This window comes from Streptomyces sp. NPDC013455 (assembly GCF_040632975.1).
Classification (GTDB): Bacteria; Actinomycetota; Actinomycetes; order Streptomycetales; family Streptomycetaceae; genus Streptomyces.
In genome coordinates this window covers 1-14,332 of the sequence record NZ_JBEYCX010000011.1, presented here as the reverse complement: position 1 = coordinate 14,332, position 14,332 = coordinate 1, and the positions used below count along the sequence as shown (strand labels likewise).

The following is a 14,332-nucleotide window of genomic DNA, read 5'->3' as shown; positions in this document are numbered from 1 at the left end:
CGAATCCATACCGACTGCAACAGGCAACGAGCCATACCCGGAGCCCCTGGGCTCCGCCGGTCTTACGAATAATCGGTCCGAACCCACCAAGAAGGTAAGACCGGCACCCCGGCTGACTCGGAGGTGACTGCTCGTATCGCACGTGGCACCCGTAGCTCCTGCCTGGTGGCGGCCGAAGGATACTCACAGCTTTCGTGTACAGCTGAGGCTGACGGTGTCGGCGAAGTTCCTGGCGAGCGGGGTGAGGTCATCCCAGCGGCGTACGGCCCAGCCCACCGACAGCCGTGGCAGGTCGGGGATGGGGATGAAGCGCAGAGGACTGGCTTCGCCGTGGATGTACTGGTTGGGCAGAGCGGGGACGACGGCGTGGCCGAGGCCGAGTTCGGCCAGGAGGATCGCGGTGTCCCAGTCGGCGACGCTGGGTTCGGAACTGATACGGACGCCAAGCTCGGCGAAGGCGGCGTCGAGGTGGGCGCGGGAGGAGGAATTCTCCGGCAGCCGGATGTGTCGTATGTCCGCAAGATCTGCGGCTTCGATACGGGAGCGGTCAGCGAGCGGGTCCTCGGGCCGAACCGCCAGAACCCATGGCAACTCTATGACGGGGCGCTGTTCGATGCCGCGGACCGGGGCACCGAGCGTGAGCCAGGCCAGGTCGATGGTGTTGGTGGCCAGGGTGGCGTAACACCTGCTGCTGGAGCTCTCTGTCTGGAACTCCAGACTCACGTTCGGATAGCGCTCTCGGAACGTAACGACGGCGTCGGCCATGATGTGCCGCACTGTCGTCGCGCCCGTCGCCACCCGCACAGAGCCGACTTCACCACGCACGAGTTCGTCGATACGGCGCAGGGCAAGGTCGAGGCCGGCGATGCCGTCCGATGCCGCCGCATGCAGAATGCGTCCCGCCGGGGTGGGGACGACACCGCGGGGATGGCGCTCCAGGAGGCGGGCGCCCGTCTCCCGTTCCAGCCGCTTCACGTGCTGGCTCACGGCGGACTGCGTGCATGCGAGGTCTCGGGCCACAGCGCTCAGGCTCCCGGTCCTGCACACCGCTATATACACACGAAGGTCATCAAGGGTCACGCCCCCAAGTTATCCCTTAGGTCAAACATAGAAAACCCTAGGATTGACTGGGGTTTAGGTGTTCCTCGATGATCGCCACAGGGCCCAGGGCGGCAACCCGTCCCCGCTCCCCGCACCAGTCCGGACCGAAGGCGGAGAGCGGGGACGGGTGTCGACCCGCCGAACAATGAGAGGAGCCCGATCCCGTGTCCGTACCTCCCGAAGCAGCCACCCAGGCTGCTTCGATGCTCAGTGAGCTGGGCGCTGAGACCCTCGACCACCCTGGCGGCACCCTCCTCGCCCACCTGCGACGCGTACAGGAACAGCTCAACCGGTGGGGTGCCCGGCCTGCTCTTCAACTCGCGGGCCTGTGCCATGCCTTCTACGGCACCGACGGGTTCGCCACGACTCTCCTGCCACCCGATCGCCGTGTGGAACTGGCGGCGGTGATCGGCGCCGAGGCCGAGGCGCTCGTGTACTTCTACGCCAGCTGTGACCGAAGAGCCTCTTATCCCACACTCGCGGATCCCGAGGCTGTGTTCCGCGACCGGTTCACCGGTCAGACCTTCACACCCGACCTTGCGATGCGACGGGACTTCGCCGAGCTGTCAGCGGCGAACGAACTCGACATCGCCCGTGTCGACCCGGCATTCCGTCAGACCAGTGGCGCCGACTTGCTCACTTTGTTCACCCGCTTCCAACCGCTCCTGAGTCGTCCCGCATGGAAGGACTGCCGCACGGTGCTCTCCCCACGCTCCGGACTCGCCGGAGAAGCCTCACCAAACCCGTCGACGGTAGCGGTACTTGGGCCAGGAGGCGTCGGCGGCCTCCTGGCCGCCGTGCTCTCCCGCGCCGGACACCGGGTGATCTGCGTGGGCGGCGAAGCAACGACGCAAATCCTGCGCCAGGACGGCATCCGGGTGCGCAGTGGGCAGTTCGGCGACTTCTCCGCGAGCGTCGAGACGGCCACCGAACTACGGGAGCCGGTCGATCTGTGCCTGATCACTGTCAAGCACACAGCCCTTGACGCGGCGCTTGAGCGGATTCCGCCCAGTACCCTTGGCGCTGCCCTGGTTGTGCCGCTGCTCAACGGCATCGAGCATCCCGACTCGCTGCGGGCTCGTTACGGCGCGCAGTCGGTCGCTCCGGGCGTGATCCGAGTGGAGTCGACTCGCACCGCGCCCGGCGTCATCGAGCACGGCAGCCCGTTCACGCAGATTGACCTGGCCGGTTCCCACGAACGCCTCAACCAGTTGGCCGCGATGCTCCAGGACGCGGGGGTGGACACGCGCGTGGTCCAGGATGAGACTGCCGCCCTCTGGGCGAAGCTGGCCTTCCTCGCCCCCTTCGCCCTGCTCACGACCAGATACCGCCTCACCATCGGGGACGTACGGACCAAGCGACGCGGGGAACTGGTGGCCCTTGTCGAGGAAGCCGCCTCGGTGAGTAGGGCCTGCGGCGCTCCGGCCGACCCGGCGAAGGTCTTGGCGCTGTACGACTCGTTCCCGAGCGGCAGTAAGTCGTCCATGCAACGCGACGCGGAGGTCAGCCGCCCGCTTGAACTCGACGCAGTCGGCGGGGCGCTGCAACGGGCAGCCAAGCGTCATGGCATTCTCGTGCCGGTCACCACACGGCTGATGGCCGAACTGACGGCCGTGCCGAGAGCCGGCATTGCTCACCCCGGCTGACGTCGGCCCGATGCCGGTTACCTCTGACTCCCTGGTGGGCGGAGCCATGGAAACTCGTGCTGGCGCCTGTGACTTCCGCCCTGCCAAGTGGTCTCTCTGGGAAACGCGAGGACGATGTTGTCGGAGACGGGCGCACCTTCCGTGGTTGGCGCTCCGTCTTCTTGAGCCATAACGGCGACCGCGAGGGTGAGCCTGGTGACCAGTTGGCGAAGTTCTCGAATCTCGGCTTTCTGGTTGGCGCGGGTCTTCTTGAGTCCTTCGCCCTGACCATGATGGACGACCACTCAACTCCCTGGTGGCCGACGCGATCGCCCAGGGCGGCGATCAGGCCCAGGACAAGATCGCCGAAGGGTCCCAGGCCATCGCCCGCCTGGTCCGCACCGTGAACTCGCCCCGCCCCGCCCCACCCCGCCCCGGTTCGGCTCGGGGCGGGGCGCGGCTGCGGTCAGCTCCGTGCTACTCCGCCGCGCACGGCGGTGACCAGCCAGGAAGTGCTCCGCAGCCACACCCCGCCGTCCGCCTCATGGCGCTGCAGGGCGGCCGTCAACGCCTGACGTGCCGCCTCCTGTGCAGGCGGAGTCACCTGGTCGAGGAGGTGACGCCCGGGACCGGAGTCCAGCAGGAACGCCGCGGCGTCCACCGCGTCGGCGCCCCACTTCCCCGCCGCCTCGATGCGCTGCACGTCCACCCCGACGAATCCGCCTGCGGTGACCAGGTCGCGGATGCGGCCGGGATCGGTGAGCGAGAACATACCGGGGCCGCCGGCCTTCCCGAAGCCCCCGAGCGGCAGGATGTGCTTGAGCGAGGCCAGCGCGGCGAGCCACTCGTTGGCCTCGGCTTCGGCCGCGCAGACGAAGGCCAGCCGGCCGCCGGGGCGCAGCGCGCGGTGGAGGTTGGCGAACGCGGCGACCGGGTCGGTGAAGAAGGTCATGCCGTACCGGCTGATGACCGCATCGAACGCCTCGGAGTCCAGAGGGTGGACCTCGGCGTCGCCCTGAACGAAGGCGACGTTCGCGACCCCTTCGCGTACGGCGCTCTCCCGCGCCCTGCCCAGCATCGGATTCGACAGGTCCAGGCCGAGCGCCCGGCCGCGCGCGGCGCGCCGGGCGGCCAAGCGGGTAGTGCGTCCGGCTCCGCAGCCGACGTCCAGGACCGTGTCGGTGTCGGAGATGGCCGCGGCGTCCAGCAGGGGCTGGTTGAAGCCGTCGTTGACGGCGTCCCAGCGCTCCTGACTGCGGGCCCACTGCGCGCCCTCGTATCCGTTCCACGCCTCGGCCTGCGCGGTGTTGGCGAACTGCCCCATGGGTGAACTCCCTCCCGCCGGGGCGCGGCAGGACGCCCCGGCCCTAGTATGGGCGAGTGCCCAAAGGGTATGGGCGAGTGCCCATACTTGCAATCGGTCGTAGGGGAGGGGCTGTTGTGTCACCTCGTGGAGTGGCGATTCCGGACCTGCGGGAGCGGCTGTTCGCGGCCGCGGAGCGGGTGGTGGCCCGTGACGGCGCCGCGGCCCTGACCAGCCGCGCGGTCACCGCGGAGGCGGACTGCGCCAAGGGCGTCCTGCACACGCACTTCTCCGGCCTGGACGAGTTCGTCGCCGAACTGGTCCTGGACCGCTTCGCGCGCAGCGCCCGCCAGGCCGAGGCCCTGCAGACCAAAGTGGGGCAGGCCACGGTCGCCGAGAACCTCCAAGAGGTCGTCGGGGCGCTGCTGGACTCCCTGCCGCCCGCGGTGGTGGGCCTGGCGATGACCCGCCCCGCGGCCGCCTCGCACACCCGCGAGGGCTTCCAGTCCGGCGCGCCCGCGTTCGATGCGATCCAGCACGCCGTCAGCGCCTACCTCCAGGCGGAACAGAACGCCGGCCGGCTCCCCGCCGGCACCGATGCCGACGCCATCGCGCTCGCGCTCGTCGGCACGACCCACCACCTGCTGATGACCCGCAGTCCCGGGCAGGCGACGGACACCGCGGCGACCACGCGGCGGCTGCTGGCCGTACTCCTCGGCGGCTGACCCGCACGCCTGCGCTGCCGAGGCGACGGCCTGCGGCGACGAGGCCCGCGACAAGGTGGGGGGCCTCCGAGGCGATCGCCCGAACGGTTCGCTCCTGCACGCGGTGCAGTGGCCGCCGCCTGCGAGGAACCTGTGATCGCCGCCGTCCAGCGCGCGCCGAGCAGCCCGCCTGCCGGGCGCGGCTTCGCGCTGCCGGTGCCGGCGGTTCCGCACGGCGTCCTGGCCATGCGCGGCCTGGGCCCAAAGCCTGCGGTGACGGCGCAACGCCCCCAGGGCCGTGCCCGGCACGCCCTACCGGCTTCCGCGCCCCACGGCCCCCCGGCTCCCATGCCGCCGGACGTGAGGCGGTGACGGAGGGGCGTGTTCGCACTCGGCAGGCGGCACGGAACCTCTGGACCATGCGGACGGTACGTGCGCGGCCGTAGATGTCGCCGCCCCGTACGCGCCGCCGGCCGCGGCTCTCGACGCGCCCCCGGCGCCCCCGGCGCTGCCGGGCGGCAGGGTCAGATCGGTGCGCTGAGGGCCCAACTGAGCCTCTTGGGTGACGTCGGAGAGGGTTTGAGCGGCCGCGTCGGCGGCTTCACGGGCCTGCTGGGCGGCCGTCTGTGCCCGGGTGGCCTGACGTTGCAGCTGTTCGATGCCGTCGGGGATGCGGATGGAGGCCAGCAGATCGGTCCCGCTGCGCAGCGTGTCGGCTCGGGCGTCGGCCTCGTGTGCGCGGGTGCGTGCCTCGGTGACACGGGGCGCGAGTAGGTCGACGGTGACGGCAAGCTGTTCAAGCGTCTCGACACGCGCCTGTGCGGCGGCCTCGGCTTCGGGGGTGGCACCCGGCTCGCCTTCGGCGGGAGGCGGAGACGCTGCACCGGCAGCTGATGCCGCTGTGGCGCCGCCGCACTCTGGGGCACCGTCTGCTGTTGCTGGATATATCCCTGTGCGACGGGCTGACGCTGTACGACCTGGTGGCAGACCGCGCCCACTGCTCGATCTGGAACTGGCCGGGGAGCTGGGAGAGCGGGTGCTCGATGGTCAGGCCGGCCTGGGTGAGGTGGCGGGCGCCGGCCCAGCGGATGAAAGGGACGGAGCGGGCTCGCAGGGTGCGCCTGGAGATGCCCAGATGTCCAGGTTTTCCTGTGTGAGGCTTTGGGGAGTGTGTTGCTGGGTGTCCAGCCAGGTGAGGAAGTCGATGGCGGCGCGGATGTTGGCGCAGTCGCCCTTGTGGGCGGTGTAGGTGTAGCGCCCGCGCGCCGAGCGCCGGCGGGCGTCGCCGATGGTGTGCCACTCGGCGAAGGGGCGGATCAGGGTCGCCTGATGTCCTGGGAGCTTGGCCAGCGTGCGGGCCGTTCAGTTGACGAGCAGGGCGATGTTCTCATCGCGTGGCGGAAGTAGGCCTGCGGTGGTGAGCAGGCTGCGGACGTAGGTGGTGGCGTGTCCTTGGGGCAGCGCCTCCAGGGCCGGGTGGTCGAGTTCGTCGGGCGCGGCCACCAGCTGGCCCAGGAGGCGCGCGGCGGGGCTTCGGCGCAGCCAGGCCAGGACGGGGCAGGGGGTGGGAGCGTCGCTGAGTACATCGGCGAGCGGCCGCAGGGAGGCGTCGAGGGTGGTTCCGTCGCGTGAGAGAGACGATGATCCGGTCACGGGCCCGGCCAGATCCTCGCGCAGCCGTACCTGGTCCGGGGTCGGGTACTTCCTCACGGCGCACCCGGGCGCCGGATCGTGGTCCTGCGCTCCGTCAGCGGCAGCGGTGCCTCCTCGCCGCCCGCGGTCTTCTTCACCTGCGCGTTGACGACCGTCGGCTTGATGAGGTCGTTCGGGGTACAGCCGAAGATGTCACACAGCGCGACCAATGTGTCCATGCTCATCCGCTGCGGGGGCTGCGTCACCAGCCGGTAGACCTCCTCACGCGGCAGGCTCGCCCCGCGCTCCGCGAGTAGCGGCACGAGATCCGAGGTGTGGAACATCTCCTGCTCGGCCATGATCTGCCGCAGCCGCCACTCGTAGCCCATTTTCTTGATCACGTCAGGTCCCCGTCGTCGCCGAGCCGGCGCTTCAGCGAAGCCTCCAGCAGGTTTTTGCGGTACTCGTCGGACACACCCATGTAGACAGATCGAGGGCTCCCGCATTCAGGGATCTTTCTTGCCGCCATGTTTCGACCTCTTGGGCGAATGCTGCGAGGGGTATTGACGGGCGCAATCGGTCGCCTATCATCCTGGTTGCTCGACGCGTCGACCCACATTCGATATGTCGGACGCGAGCGGCCGGGGTGCTCCGTACGAACGAAAGCCGAGGAGAGCACCGTCGACGGATATGTCATGTCCGCAACAGGGTCCTTCCCGCCGACATGTGCTCACGGCCGCCACCGGCCTGGCCGTCGGCGCCCTCCTGCCCCACGGGGCAGCTCTCGCGGCAGCCTCCACGTACACGAACCCGGTGATATGGCAGGACTTCGCGGACATCGACGTCATCCGCGTCGGCGACACGTACTACGCCTCTGCCTCGACGATGCACTACTCACCGGGCGCACCCGTCCTGCGCTCGTACGACCTGGTGCACTGGGAGATCGCCGGCCACTCGGTGCCCGTGCTCGACTTCGGCGCCAAGTACGACCTGAACGGGGCCCGCGGCCATGTCAGAGGTATCTGGGCGTCGTCACTGGCCTACCGGCCGAGCAACAGAACCTTCTACTGGCTCGGCCAGATCGACTTCGCCCGGACGTACGTCTACACCGCCACCGCCGTCGAGGGACCGTGGACCAGGCTGACGACCATCGGCACGCCCTACTACGACGCGGGGCCGCTCGTCGACACGGACGACTCCCTGTACGTGGCCTACGGGAACACCACCATCAGCGTGGCCCAGCTCTCGCCTGACGGCCGCAACCAGGTCCGCACACAGCAGGTGTTCACGGCGCCGCCGAGCGTCGGCACCCTCGAAGGCTCACGCTTCTACAAGATCAACGGGCAGTACTACATCTTCCTGACCCGCCCCGCGAACGGCCAGTACGTCCTGAAGTCGTCCGGCGGCCCCTTCGGCCCCTACACGATGCGACAGGTCCTCCTCGGCCTGCGCGGACCGATCCCCGGCGGCGGCGTCCCGCACCAGGGCGGGCTGGTGCAGACGCAGAGCGGCGCCTGGTACTACCTGGCCTTCGTGGACGCCTACCCCGGCGGCCGGATGCCCGCCCTGGCCCCGGTCACCTGGACCTCGGACGGCTGGCCCGTCGTACAGCTCGTCGACGGCGCATGGGGGACCTCGTACCCCAGTCCCGCCGTGCCCCCTCCGCCCCGCCAGGTCACCCCCATGACCGGCGTCGACGTCTTCGACGGTACGACCCTCAAGCCGAGGGGGGAGTGGAACCACAACCCGGACAACACCAAGTGGCCGGCCGGGAACGGGCTGACCCTCCGGACCGCCACCGTCACCAACGACCTGTACTGGGCCCGCAACACCCTCACGCACCGCATCCAGGGCCCCACTTCCACCGCCACCGTCCAGCTCGACCACTCCGCCATACGGGACGGCGACCGGGCCGGACTCGCGCTGCTGCGGGACTCCTCGGCGTGGATCGGCGTCACACGCGGCGGGGGCGTGTCACGGTTGGTGATGGTCACCGGGCTGACCATGGACACCAACTGGAACACCACGGGCACCGGCTACGAGGTCGCGAGCGCGCCCGTCCCCGGAGGGCGGATCTGGCTGCGCGCGACCGTGGACATGCGCCCCGGCGCACCACGCCCCGGCACCTTCTCCTACAGCGCCGACGGCACCACCTTCACCCGACTCGGACCCGCCTTCTCCATGGGCAACGACTGGCGGTTCTTCATGGGCTACCGCTTCGCCCTCTTCGACCACGCCACGCAGGCGCTCGGCGGCGCGGTGCGCGTCACGCGGTTCGAGCTGTCAACGCCCTGAACCAGTCCACCGCTCGCAACAGATGCCGACGTTCGAGGCGAGCAACGTCTACAAGGTGCAGGGCAGCAACCAGTACCTGCTGCTCGTGGAGGCCATCGGCTCCGACGGGCGCCGCTACTTCCGGTCCTGGACCTCCGGCAGCCTGGCCGGCACCCGGAGCCCGCTGGCCGCGTCCGAGAGCAACCCGTTCGCGCGGGCGAGCAACGTGACCTTCCCGTCGGGCACGTAGTGGCGCCCGGTCGGCGAGATGGCGCAGCGGCTCCCCGCCTGGTCTTCAACCGCTGAGCGGCCGAGGCCGTGAGCCGTCCTCCGGCTCGGCGCCGCGTCACCGTCGCCGCGCTAATCGGGCAGTGACTCCTCCCCGGCCCCGGCCCCTGCCCCGGCGCCTGCCCCGGCCCCGGCACCGCGCCGCCTGACCGCAGGGATGGTCTCCGCCGTGGCGCGTCGGATGGCGCGGCGCTGGGCGGCCGTCGTGGCCCCCCAGATGCCGTCGTCCTCGCCATGATCGATCGCCCAGGTACGGCAGGCGATGAGAACCGGACAGCGGCGGCATATCGCTCGGGCCAGAGCGGCCTCTGTCCCAGGAGCTGCGAGGTCGGAGAGGGGAAAGAAGATGTCGGGATCTTCTCCGGCACACGATGCTTGATCGCGCCAGTCGGAAGCTGCCGGGTGTCCACTGGACGAGCGGGTCATGACGCACCTCTTCATGGCCGTGTGCGGCCAGGCGGAGCGGCTGCGGCACAGCACGCGGCGGTGCCACAGTCCCGGCAGAGGTTTGTGGCATTTTATGCCAGTTCAAACACTTGGGGAACCTACTTCGGCACCTCGCGCGTGCCCTGCGGCCATCGACCGCAGGAGCGACGCGGGTGCGAGCATCGGCGTGTGGAAGCCGGACCGGAAGGGCAGGATCTGCACGCCGACAGATATGTCGGTCACGCTGACATTCCGGCGTGTTGTGTCCCCCCAGGGGGACAGATCTTTAGCCTGCACGGGACGGCGGCCGCTCGACGGAACGTTGTCGCTGAGCAGCGCGGCGCGAGCGCGGCCACGCTGGCGGCCGCGAGCAGGAGAACGCGTTCGGGCTCGGTGACGCGCGGGTGGGGCGAGGCGGGGCCCGCGGCCGCCGGAGTGGGTGGCCGCTGCGCTGCCGGGCGGTCGGCCCGGCGCCACCCCCGCCGAGTCCCCTCCCGGCCGAGCCGGCACGCCCGCCGGCTCCGGCCGGCCCCGCTGCACGGCCCGGCGGGCGGCAGGCTGGCGTTCGTCTTTCCCGGTCTGGAGGCCGACTTCATGCCCCGGGCCGTGCCGTGCGCCTCCAGCAGGGCGACCGAGTCCGGCGCGGCGGCCACACGTCGCCGCGGCCGTATCAGGGGCGCCCCTTGGCGACCGCGCGGCGGGCGCTCGTGGTGCGGCGGGGGCGGGGGCCGGGGGGTGGCGGTCACCGCGCCGGGCGACGCAGAAGCCTCCCGCGCTTCCGGCACCTTCCGCCGCCGTGTCTTCTGGCTCCTCCCGCATGACCGCGACAGCGAACCCGACGGCCTGTATGCCAGCTCCGCTCCGGCCGAGGCCGTCGACCCCGCGACCCTGCAACCGCGCACCAAGGGCAGGAAGGCCGAGCGCTCCGAAGGCGGCCCGCCGTCCAGCGCGATGCAGGCACTCGGGTAACCCTCCCGCTCTGACCCGCCCGGCCACAGCGACCGAAGCGACTCAAGCGACCGAACTTCCGACATCACCGCACCTTTCCGCCTGTGTGACTGAGCGCGCTAGTGAAGGTCGGGTCGCAGGCCGGTGAGAATGACGACCTCGTTGATCGGGTCGGGGCTGTCGCACTCGACGAGCGTCCCGTCCAGCAGGACGAAGTCCGGATCGTGCTCGCGCAGCGTTTTGAGAAGGCCCCGGTGTGCGTTCGGCGAGCAGTCCGGTGACGGCGGTGACGTAGGCGTGGGCGGTGCCGACGGATATAGCGACAGGCGGTTCCGCTCCGCGCGGTGCAAGGCCGCCGCCCGGCGCTGGCGCTGCCACTTCGAGGAGGCCGTCGAGATCGGCCTGCCCTACACCCTGGGCCGCGAGACCGAGCACATCGTGCGCTGCCCCTCGTGCGGCCGGCGGTTCGCCCTCGGGCACGGCCACCGCCGTGACGCGCTCTACTGCGGCCCCGCGTGCTGCCAGGCCGCCTACCGCGCCCGCAAGGCCGCCGAGCGGGTACGTGAACGCGTCACCGACCCTGCAACGGAAACGGCTGGATCGGTCTCGGCCGTCAGACCCTGTACAGCGACGTCGGCATCTCGGTGTACGCGATCGGCGCGTACCGCTGATCTGCCGTCCGCCCCCGCGCTGCGCCCCACCCCCTTCTTCCGGGGGTGGGGCGCAGCGCGCAGGGCCGCGGACGGCCGGACGGCCGGTGGGTCAGCCGCCGATGCCCGAGTCCTGCGCGGCGGCGACGATGGCCGTCGCGTCCTCCGGCAGCAGGTATCCGGCGTCGACGGACCTCTGCGCGGCCGTGCGCACCTTGGCCACGTAGTCGGCGTGGGTGGGGTAGAGCCGGCTGAGCACCGGTTCCGGGGTGATCGGGAAGGAGGGGTCGGACGGGTCGCCGTCGTCGTGCCGGTCCCAGGCGTCGGCGCCGCCGTTCCACGGGTCGCGGGCGCCGTACAGGCCGCAGAAGACACCGCTGCCGGTGGTGTCGCGCGAACCGGTGAGGGTCCGGGTGGGCACCGTGACGTCCGGCAGGCGGATGCCGCCGGTGGCGAGGCCCGTGGCCGGGTCACGCAGGACGGTGCTCAGCGGCTGGCCGCTCGGCGGCCGCGCACCGCCCCGCGCCCAGTCGGCCAGGTGGCGCAGCGCCGCGTTCATCGCCCAGTGGCCGGGGCCGTCGTTGAAGGGGGCCGAACCGGCGGCGCAGTCGGCCGACGGCGCGGCGGAGCCCGCCGACTTCCGCACGGTCGGTTCGCCGGTGTCGAAGGCCCACTGGTCGCCGTGCGCGGTGCCGGCCAGCTCCCAGTGCACGACGCTGTCGGTGTCCGGCTGCCGTGCGGACGCGGCGCCCGGCACGTCGGTCTCCGTGAGCACAACGAACGTCGGCACCGGCAGGTCGGTCCGGATCCGGGACGGGTTCGGCATCAGCAGGGTGTCGGCGAGCACGCCGCTGATCGGAGAGGCGATCGCGCTGTTGCTGTGCACCATGAAGCCGTCGTAGACGCCGGACACGGGCTGGACGGCGTTGACGTACGTCGTCATGAAGCCCGCCGACTGCGACTCGCCGTCGGCGAGCAGCGTGCGCACCGGGAGCCCGCCGAGCGGGTCGGTCCCGTTCGGGGTGCGCAGCGCCTGGCCCGCCTGGGAGAAGATGTCGTAGGCGAAGGCATCGCCGGGGTGGACCAGGCTGCCGTATCGCGCCGGGTCCCAGCCCTTCAGTCCCTTGATCTCGCCCAGGCCGCCGTTGACCCCGACGGCCTGCGCCGAGACGCCGACCCAGGCGTAGCCCCGGCGCAGCAGTTCGTCCCGCTCGAACCAGTAGTCCGGGGAGAGATCGAGCTGGCCGCTGACGTTGAGCCACTCCACGACCACCGTGCCGTTGAACGCGGCCGGGTCGGCGGGGCGGCGCACCAGCAGGCGGCTCTTGTACGGGGCGGTGCCGGACGCGCGGACGTTCCACCGGCCGTCCGAGGTCCACAGGCCGGACTTGGCGTACGACGTGGCGGTGCCCGAGATGAAGTACTCGCTCTCGGTGTAGCCGAACGAGCCGAGGTCCTCCGCCGCGGCGAGGAACGGGAAGCCGTGACCGCCGGCGGGCGGGACGGTGACCGTGGGGCTCGCGACCGCGGCGGGTGAGGCCGCGGCCGGGGCCGTCGGGGTGCCGAGGAGGCCGCCGTAGAGCAGCGCCCCCAGCGCGGCGGCGGCAGCGGACCGCCGGGATAAACGAGCAAGCATGCGCACGGGTCGCCTCCGTGAATGCGTGTCCCAATGGGTTGAGACCGCAGTCTGGGTGAGCCGTGGCGGGCTGCCATCGGCGAATCCACCAGCGTCCAGGAACGGTGACCGGTGACCACCGAGCCGTTTCGCGCGCCTGACGGAGGCTCGACCGCTCACTCTCGGTACGTGACCCACATCATGCTCCGCTTCTGTCAGCAATCGGGGCGCCGTCTCGTTCAAGGGGCACGCGAACGAGACAGGAGCATCGCCATGAAGCACCGCATCGTGGTACTCGGCGCCGGATACGCCGGGGCCTTCGCCGCCGGGAACCTGCTGCCGACGTGACGCTTCACGGGACCCGCTCCAGGGTCGTGACCAGCGAAAAGGCATTGATGCTGCTGGGGACGGGCGGTTCGCCGGGCCCAGGTCACACCTCCGAGGCGTTCCCGCCCTCCGTCCTTCACCAGTGATCGACCGTGACGGGAGCCCGGAGGACTGGGTAATACCTGATCAGACACGGTCGGATCTGTTGGCCCCAACAGCTCTAACCGGCCTCGTTCTGGCGGGCGGCGCGCAGGTCGGCCAAGACCGCCAGGGTTTCGTCGCGGGCGGCGGCCTGGGTGCCGGCGGGCAGTTCGGGGGAGTCGAGGTTCAGGCGCAGGGCGCGCAGCCGGGCGGCGAGGGAGGGTCCGTCGAGTTCGCGGTGCCAGGCGGCGAGTTTCCCGGCGGGGACGGGTGCGGGCCAGCTGCGGCCAGGAGTCGCCCAGGCAGGCCAGGGACCGCACGGCGGCGCGCAGCCGGGGCGCGTTGGCCCGCGCCCAGGCGTCCCCGGCGCGGTCGCGGGCCCGCTCGGCCCGCTGGCGGTCGGGGTAGCGTCGCGGTGGTAGCTGGCGGCGTCGCTCTCCAGGCGCACGAAGCGGCTCTCGGCGCTGGAGCGGGATCCCCTGGGGAGTCGGCGACCTGCTGCCAGGAGGCCCCGCGCCGGCGGGCGACGCGGGTGAGGTCGCGCTCCAGGGTGTCCAGCGCGGCGCGGGCCTCGTCGAGCTGGGTGAGCGCGGCGAGGATGTCGTCGGCCGGCACCTCCGCCTGCTCGGCGTCGTCGAGGCCGTAGCGGTCGGCGGCCGCGCGCACGGCGTGCATCACGCGGACCGGGTCGAGCCAGTCGCGGCCGCCGTCGTACTTCGCCCTCAGCAGCGCCTCGGCGTCCTCCAGCACCTGCTGCCGGGTCTCGGCGTCGGTCGTCTTCGTCATGGCGGGGAGCCTGCCATGCCGGCAGGGGTGGGAAAAGAGCCCCTCCCCGCCGGGCGCCTCCAGCAGGTCGAACACCACCAGATGGCCCGACGGCGTCCTAGCGGCCTTGATCGCGCCCCGGCCGCGCCGCCGGGCCCGCTGCTGAAGTGCCGCGAAGTTCAGGCGGCCCTCGTGGAAGACCACCAGCTCGCCATCTCCGCTGGTCGCGAAGAACAACTGCACGTGACCTCCCAGCTATAGGTCATCAACCCAGCAAATAATGATCTTCTTTCTATTCCGCTGCGAGTCGGTAGAACGCAGGACATGCCGAGGGTGTCATCCGATGAGACAACTTCAGGTGTCCGGAGAACCGTCCCACTTCGGCTCGCACGCCCAACCCGGCCGCAGATGCGGCGGGGTGGGTTGTAGGTAGTCCTGGCGTGTAAAGGCTCGGTTGGTGTTTGTGCTGGTCAGCGTTGTTTTGGCTGGTCGGTGGGGTGGGGGTTAGCGGTTGTGGGTGGGGCGGTTGTGTT

The 14,332-nt window shown here is 70.9% G+C and carries 11 protein-coding genes and 5 pseudogenes; 8 read left to right on the top strand and 8 right to left on the bottom strand.

Annotation, left to right across the window (positions count from 1 at the left end; all coding sequences use genetic code 11):
* Positions 1–183: 183 nt before the first annotated feature.
* Positions 184–1,080 (bottom strand): LysR family transcriptional regulator, encoded by an 897-nt coding sequence (locus tag ABZ576_RS19065; RefSeq protein WP_360741577.1) that lies wholly within the window; start codon positions 1,078–1,080, stop codon positions 184–186.
* A 224-nt stretch (positions 1,081–1,304) separates the two neighbouring features.
* On the opposite strand from ABZ576_RS19065, the pseudogene ABZ576_RS19060 reads away from it, so the two are divergent.
* Positions 1,305–1,808, top strand: a pseudogene (locus ABZ576_RS19060) (DUF6817 domain-containing protein); the annotation flags it as partial.
* Positions 1,800–2,747 carry a 2-dehydropantoate 2-reductase gene (locus ABZ576_RS19055; protein ID WP_360742092.1) on the top strand — a complete coding sequence of 316 codons (948 nt, stop codon included), beginning with the start codon at positions 1,800–1,802 and terminating at the stop codon, positions 2,745–2,747. The pseudogene ABZ576_RS19060 and the gene ABZ576_RS19055, both read left to right, overlap by 9 nt.
* Before the next feature lie 445 nt (positions 2,748–3,192).
* Here the strand turns inward: ABZ576_RS19055 and ABZ576_RS19050 are convergent, their stop codons facing one another.
* Complete coding sequence (locus tag ABZ576_RS19050; RefSeq protein WP_360741575.1) at positions 3,193–4,050, bottom strand: class I SAM-dependent methyltransferase; 858 nt, start codon at positions 4,048–4,050, stop codon at positions 3,193–3,195.
* A 116-nt stretch (positions 4,051–4,166) separates the two neighbouring features.
* Here ABZ576_RS19050 and ABZ576_RS19045 point away from each other — a divergent pair, with 116 nt between their 5' ends.
* Positions 4,167–4,754 carry a TetR family transcriptional regulator gene (locus ABZ576_RS19045; RefSeq protein WP_360741573.1) on the top strand — a complete coding sequence of 196 codons (588 nt, stop codon included), beginning with the start codon at positions 4,167–4,169 and terminating at the stop codon, positions 4,752–4,754.
* A gap of 361 nt (positions 4,755–5,115) precedes the next feature.
* Positions 5,116–5,274: pseudogene (locus ABZ576_RS19040) on the top strand (DUF6153 family protein); the annotation flags it as partial.
* A gap of 821 nt (positions 5,275–6,095) precedes the next feature.
* Here the strand turns inward: ABZ576_RS19040 and ABZ576_RS19035 are convergent.
* The gene (locus ABZ576_RS19035; RefSeq protein ID WP_360741571.1) at positions 6,096–6,443 is read right to left on the bottom strand and encodes a hypothetical protein; all 348 of its coding nucleotides are present in this window, start codon (positions 6,441–6,443) and stop codon (positions 6,096–6,098) included.
* Complete coding sequence (locus ABZ576_RS19030) at positions 6,440–6,766, bottom strand: helix-turn-helix transcriptional regulator (protein ID WP_360741569.1); 327 nt, start codon at positions 6,764–6,766, stop codon at positions 6,440–6,442. The genes ABZ576_RS19035 and ABZ576_RS19030 overlap by 4 nt, the downstream gene beginning before the upstream one ends.
* A 289-nt stretch (positions 6,767–7,055) precedes the next feature.
* Here ABZ576_RS19030 and ABZ576_RS19025 point away from each other — a divergent pair, with 289 nt between their 5' ends.
* Together ABZ576_RS19025 and ABZ576_RS19020 are read left to right on the top strand one after the other, a co-directional pair.
* Entirely contained in the window at positions 7,056–8,660 is a 1,605-nt protein-coding gene (locus tag ABZ576_RS19025) for a family 43 glycosylhydrolase (RefSeq protein ID WP_360741567.1), read from the top strand.
* Positions 8,661–8,691: 31 nt separating this feature from the next.
* Positions 8,692–8,883: pseudogene (locus ABZ576_RS19020) on the top strand (non-reducing end alpha-L-arabinofuranosidase family hydrolase); the annotation flags it as partial.
* 116 nt (positions 8,884–8,999) lie between these two features.
* On the opposite strand, the gene ABZ576_RS19015 reads toward ABZ576_RS19020, so the two are convergent.
* Complete coding sequence (locus ABZ576_RS19015; protein ID WP_360741565.1) at positions 9,000–9,353, bottom strand: WhiB family transcriptional regulator; 354 nt, start codon at positions 9,351–9,353, stop codon at positions 9,000–9,002.
* A 759-nt stretch (positions 9,354–10,112) separates the two neighbouring features.
* On the opposite strand from ABZ576_RS19015, the pseudogene ABZ576_RS19010 reads away from it, so the two are divergent.
* Positions 10,113–10,322, top strand: a pseudogene (locus ABZ576_RS19010) (DUF6009 family protein); the annotation flags it as partial.
* Positions 10,323–10,480: 158 nt separating this feature from the next.
* Here ABZ576_RS19010 and ABZ576_RS19005 read toward each other — a convergent pair.
* Both ABZ576_RS19005 and ABZ576_RS19000 read right to left on the bottom strand, forming a co-directional pair.
* Positions 10,481–10,619: pseudogene (locus ABZ576_RS19005) on the bottom strand (IS5/IS1182 family transposase); the annotation flags it as partial.
* A gap of 444 nt (positions 10,620–11,063) precedes the next feature.
* On the bottom strand, positions 11,064–12,587 hold the full coding sequence (locus ABZ576_RS19000; RefSeq protein WP_360741563.1) for an alpha/beta hydrolase domain-containing protein: 1,524 nt from the start codon (positions 12,585–12,587) through the stop codon (positions 11,064–11,066).
* A 168-nt stretch (positions 12,588–12,755) separates the two neighbouring features.
* Between ABZ576_RS19000 and ABZ576_RS18995 the strand changes: the two genes are divergently transcribed.
* Complete coding sequence (locus tag ABZ576_RS18995) at positions 12,756–12,914, top strand: hypothetical protein (RefSeq protein ID WP_360742133.1); 159 nt, start codon at positions 12,756–12,758, stop codon at positions 12,912–12,914.
* Positions 12,915–13,220: 306 nt separating this feature from the next.
* Here the strand turns inward: ABZ576_RS18995 and ABZ576_RS18990 are convergent, their stop codons facing one another.
* A complete protein-coding gene (locus tag ABZ576_RS18990) occupies positions 13,221–14,042 on the bottom strand; it encodes a hypothetical protein (protein WP_360741561.1) in 822 nt (273 codons plus the stop codon).
* Between the last annotated feature and the right edge of the window lie 290 nt (positions 14,043–14,332).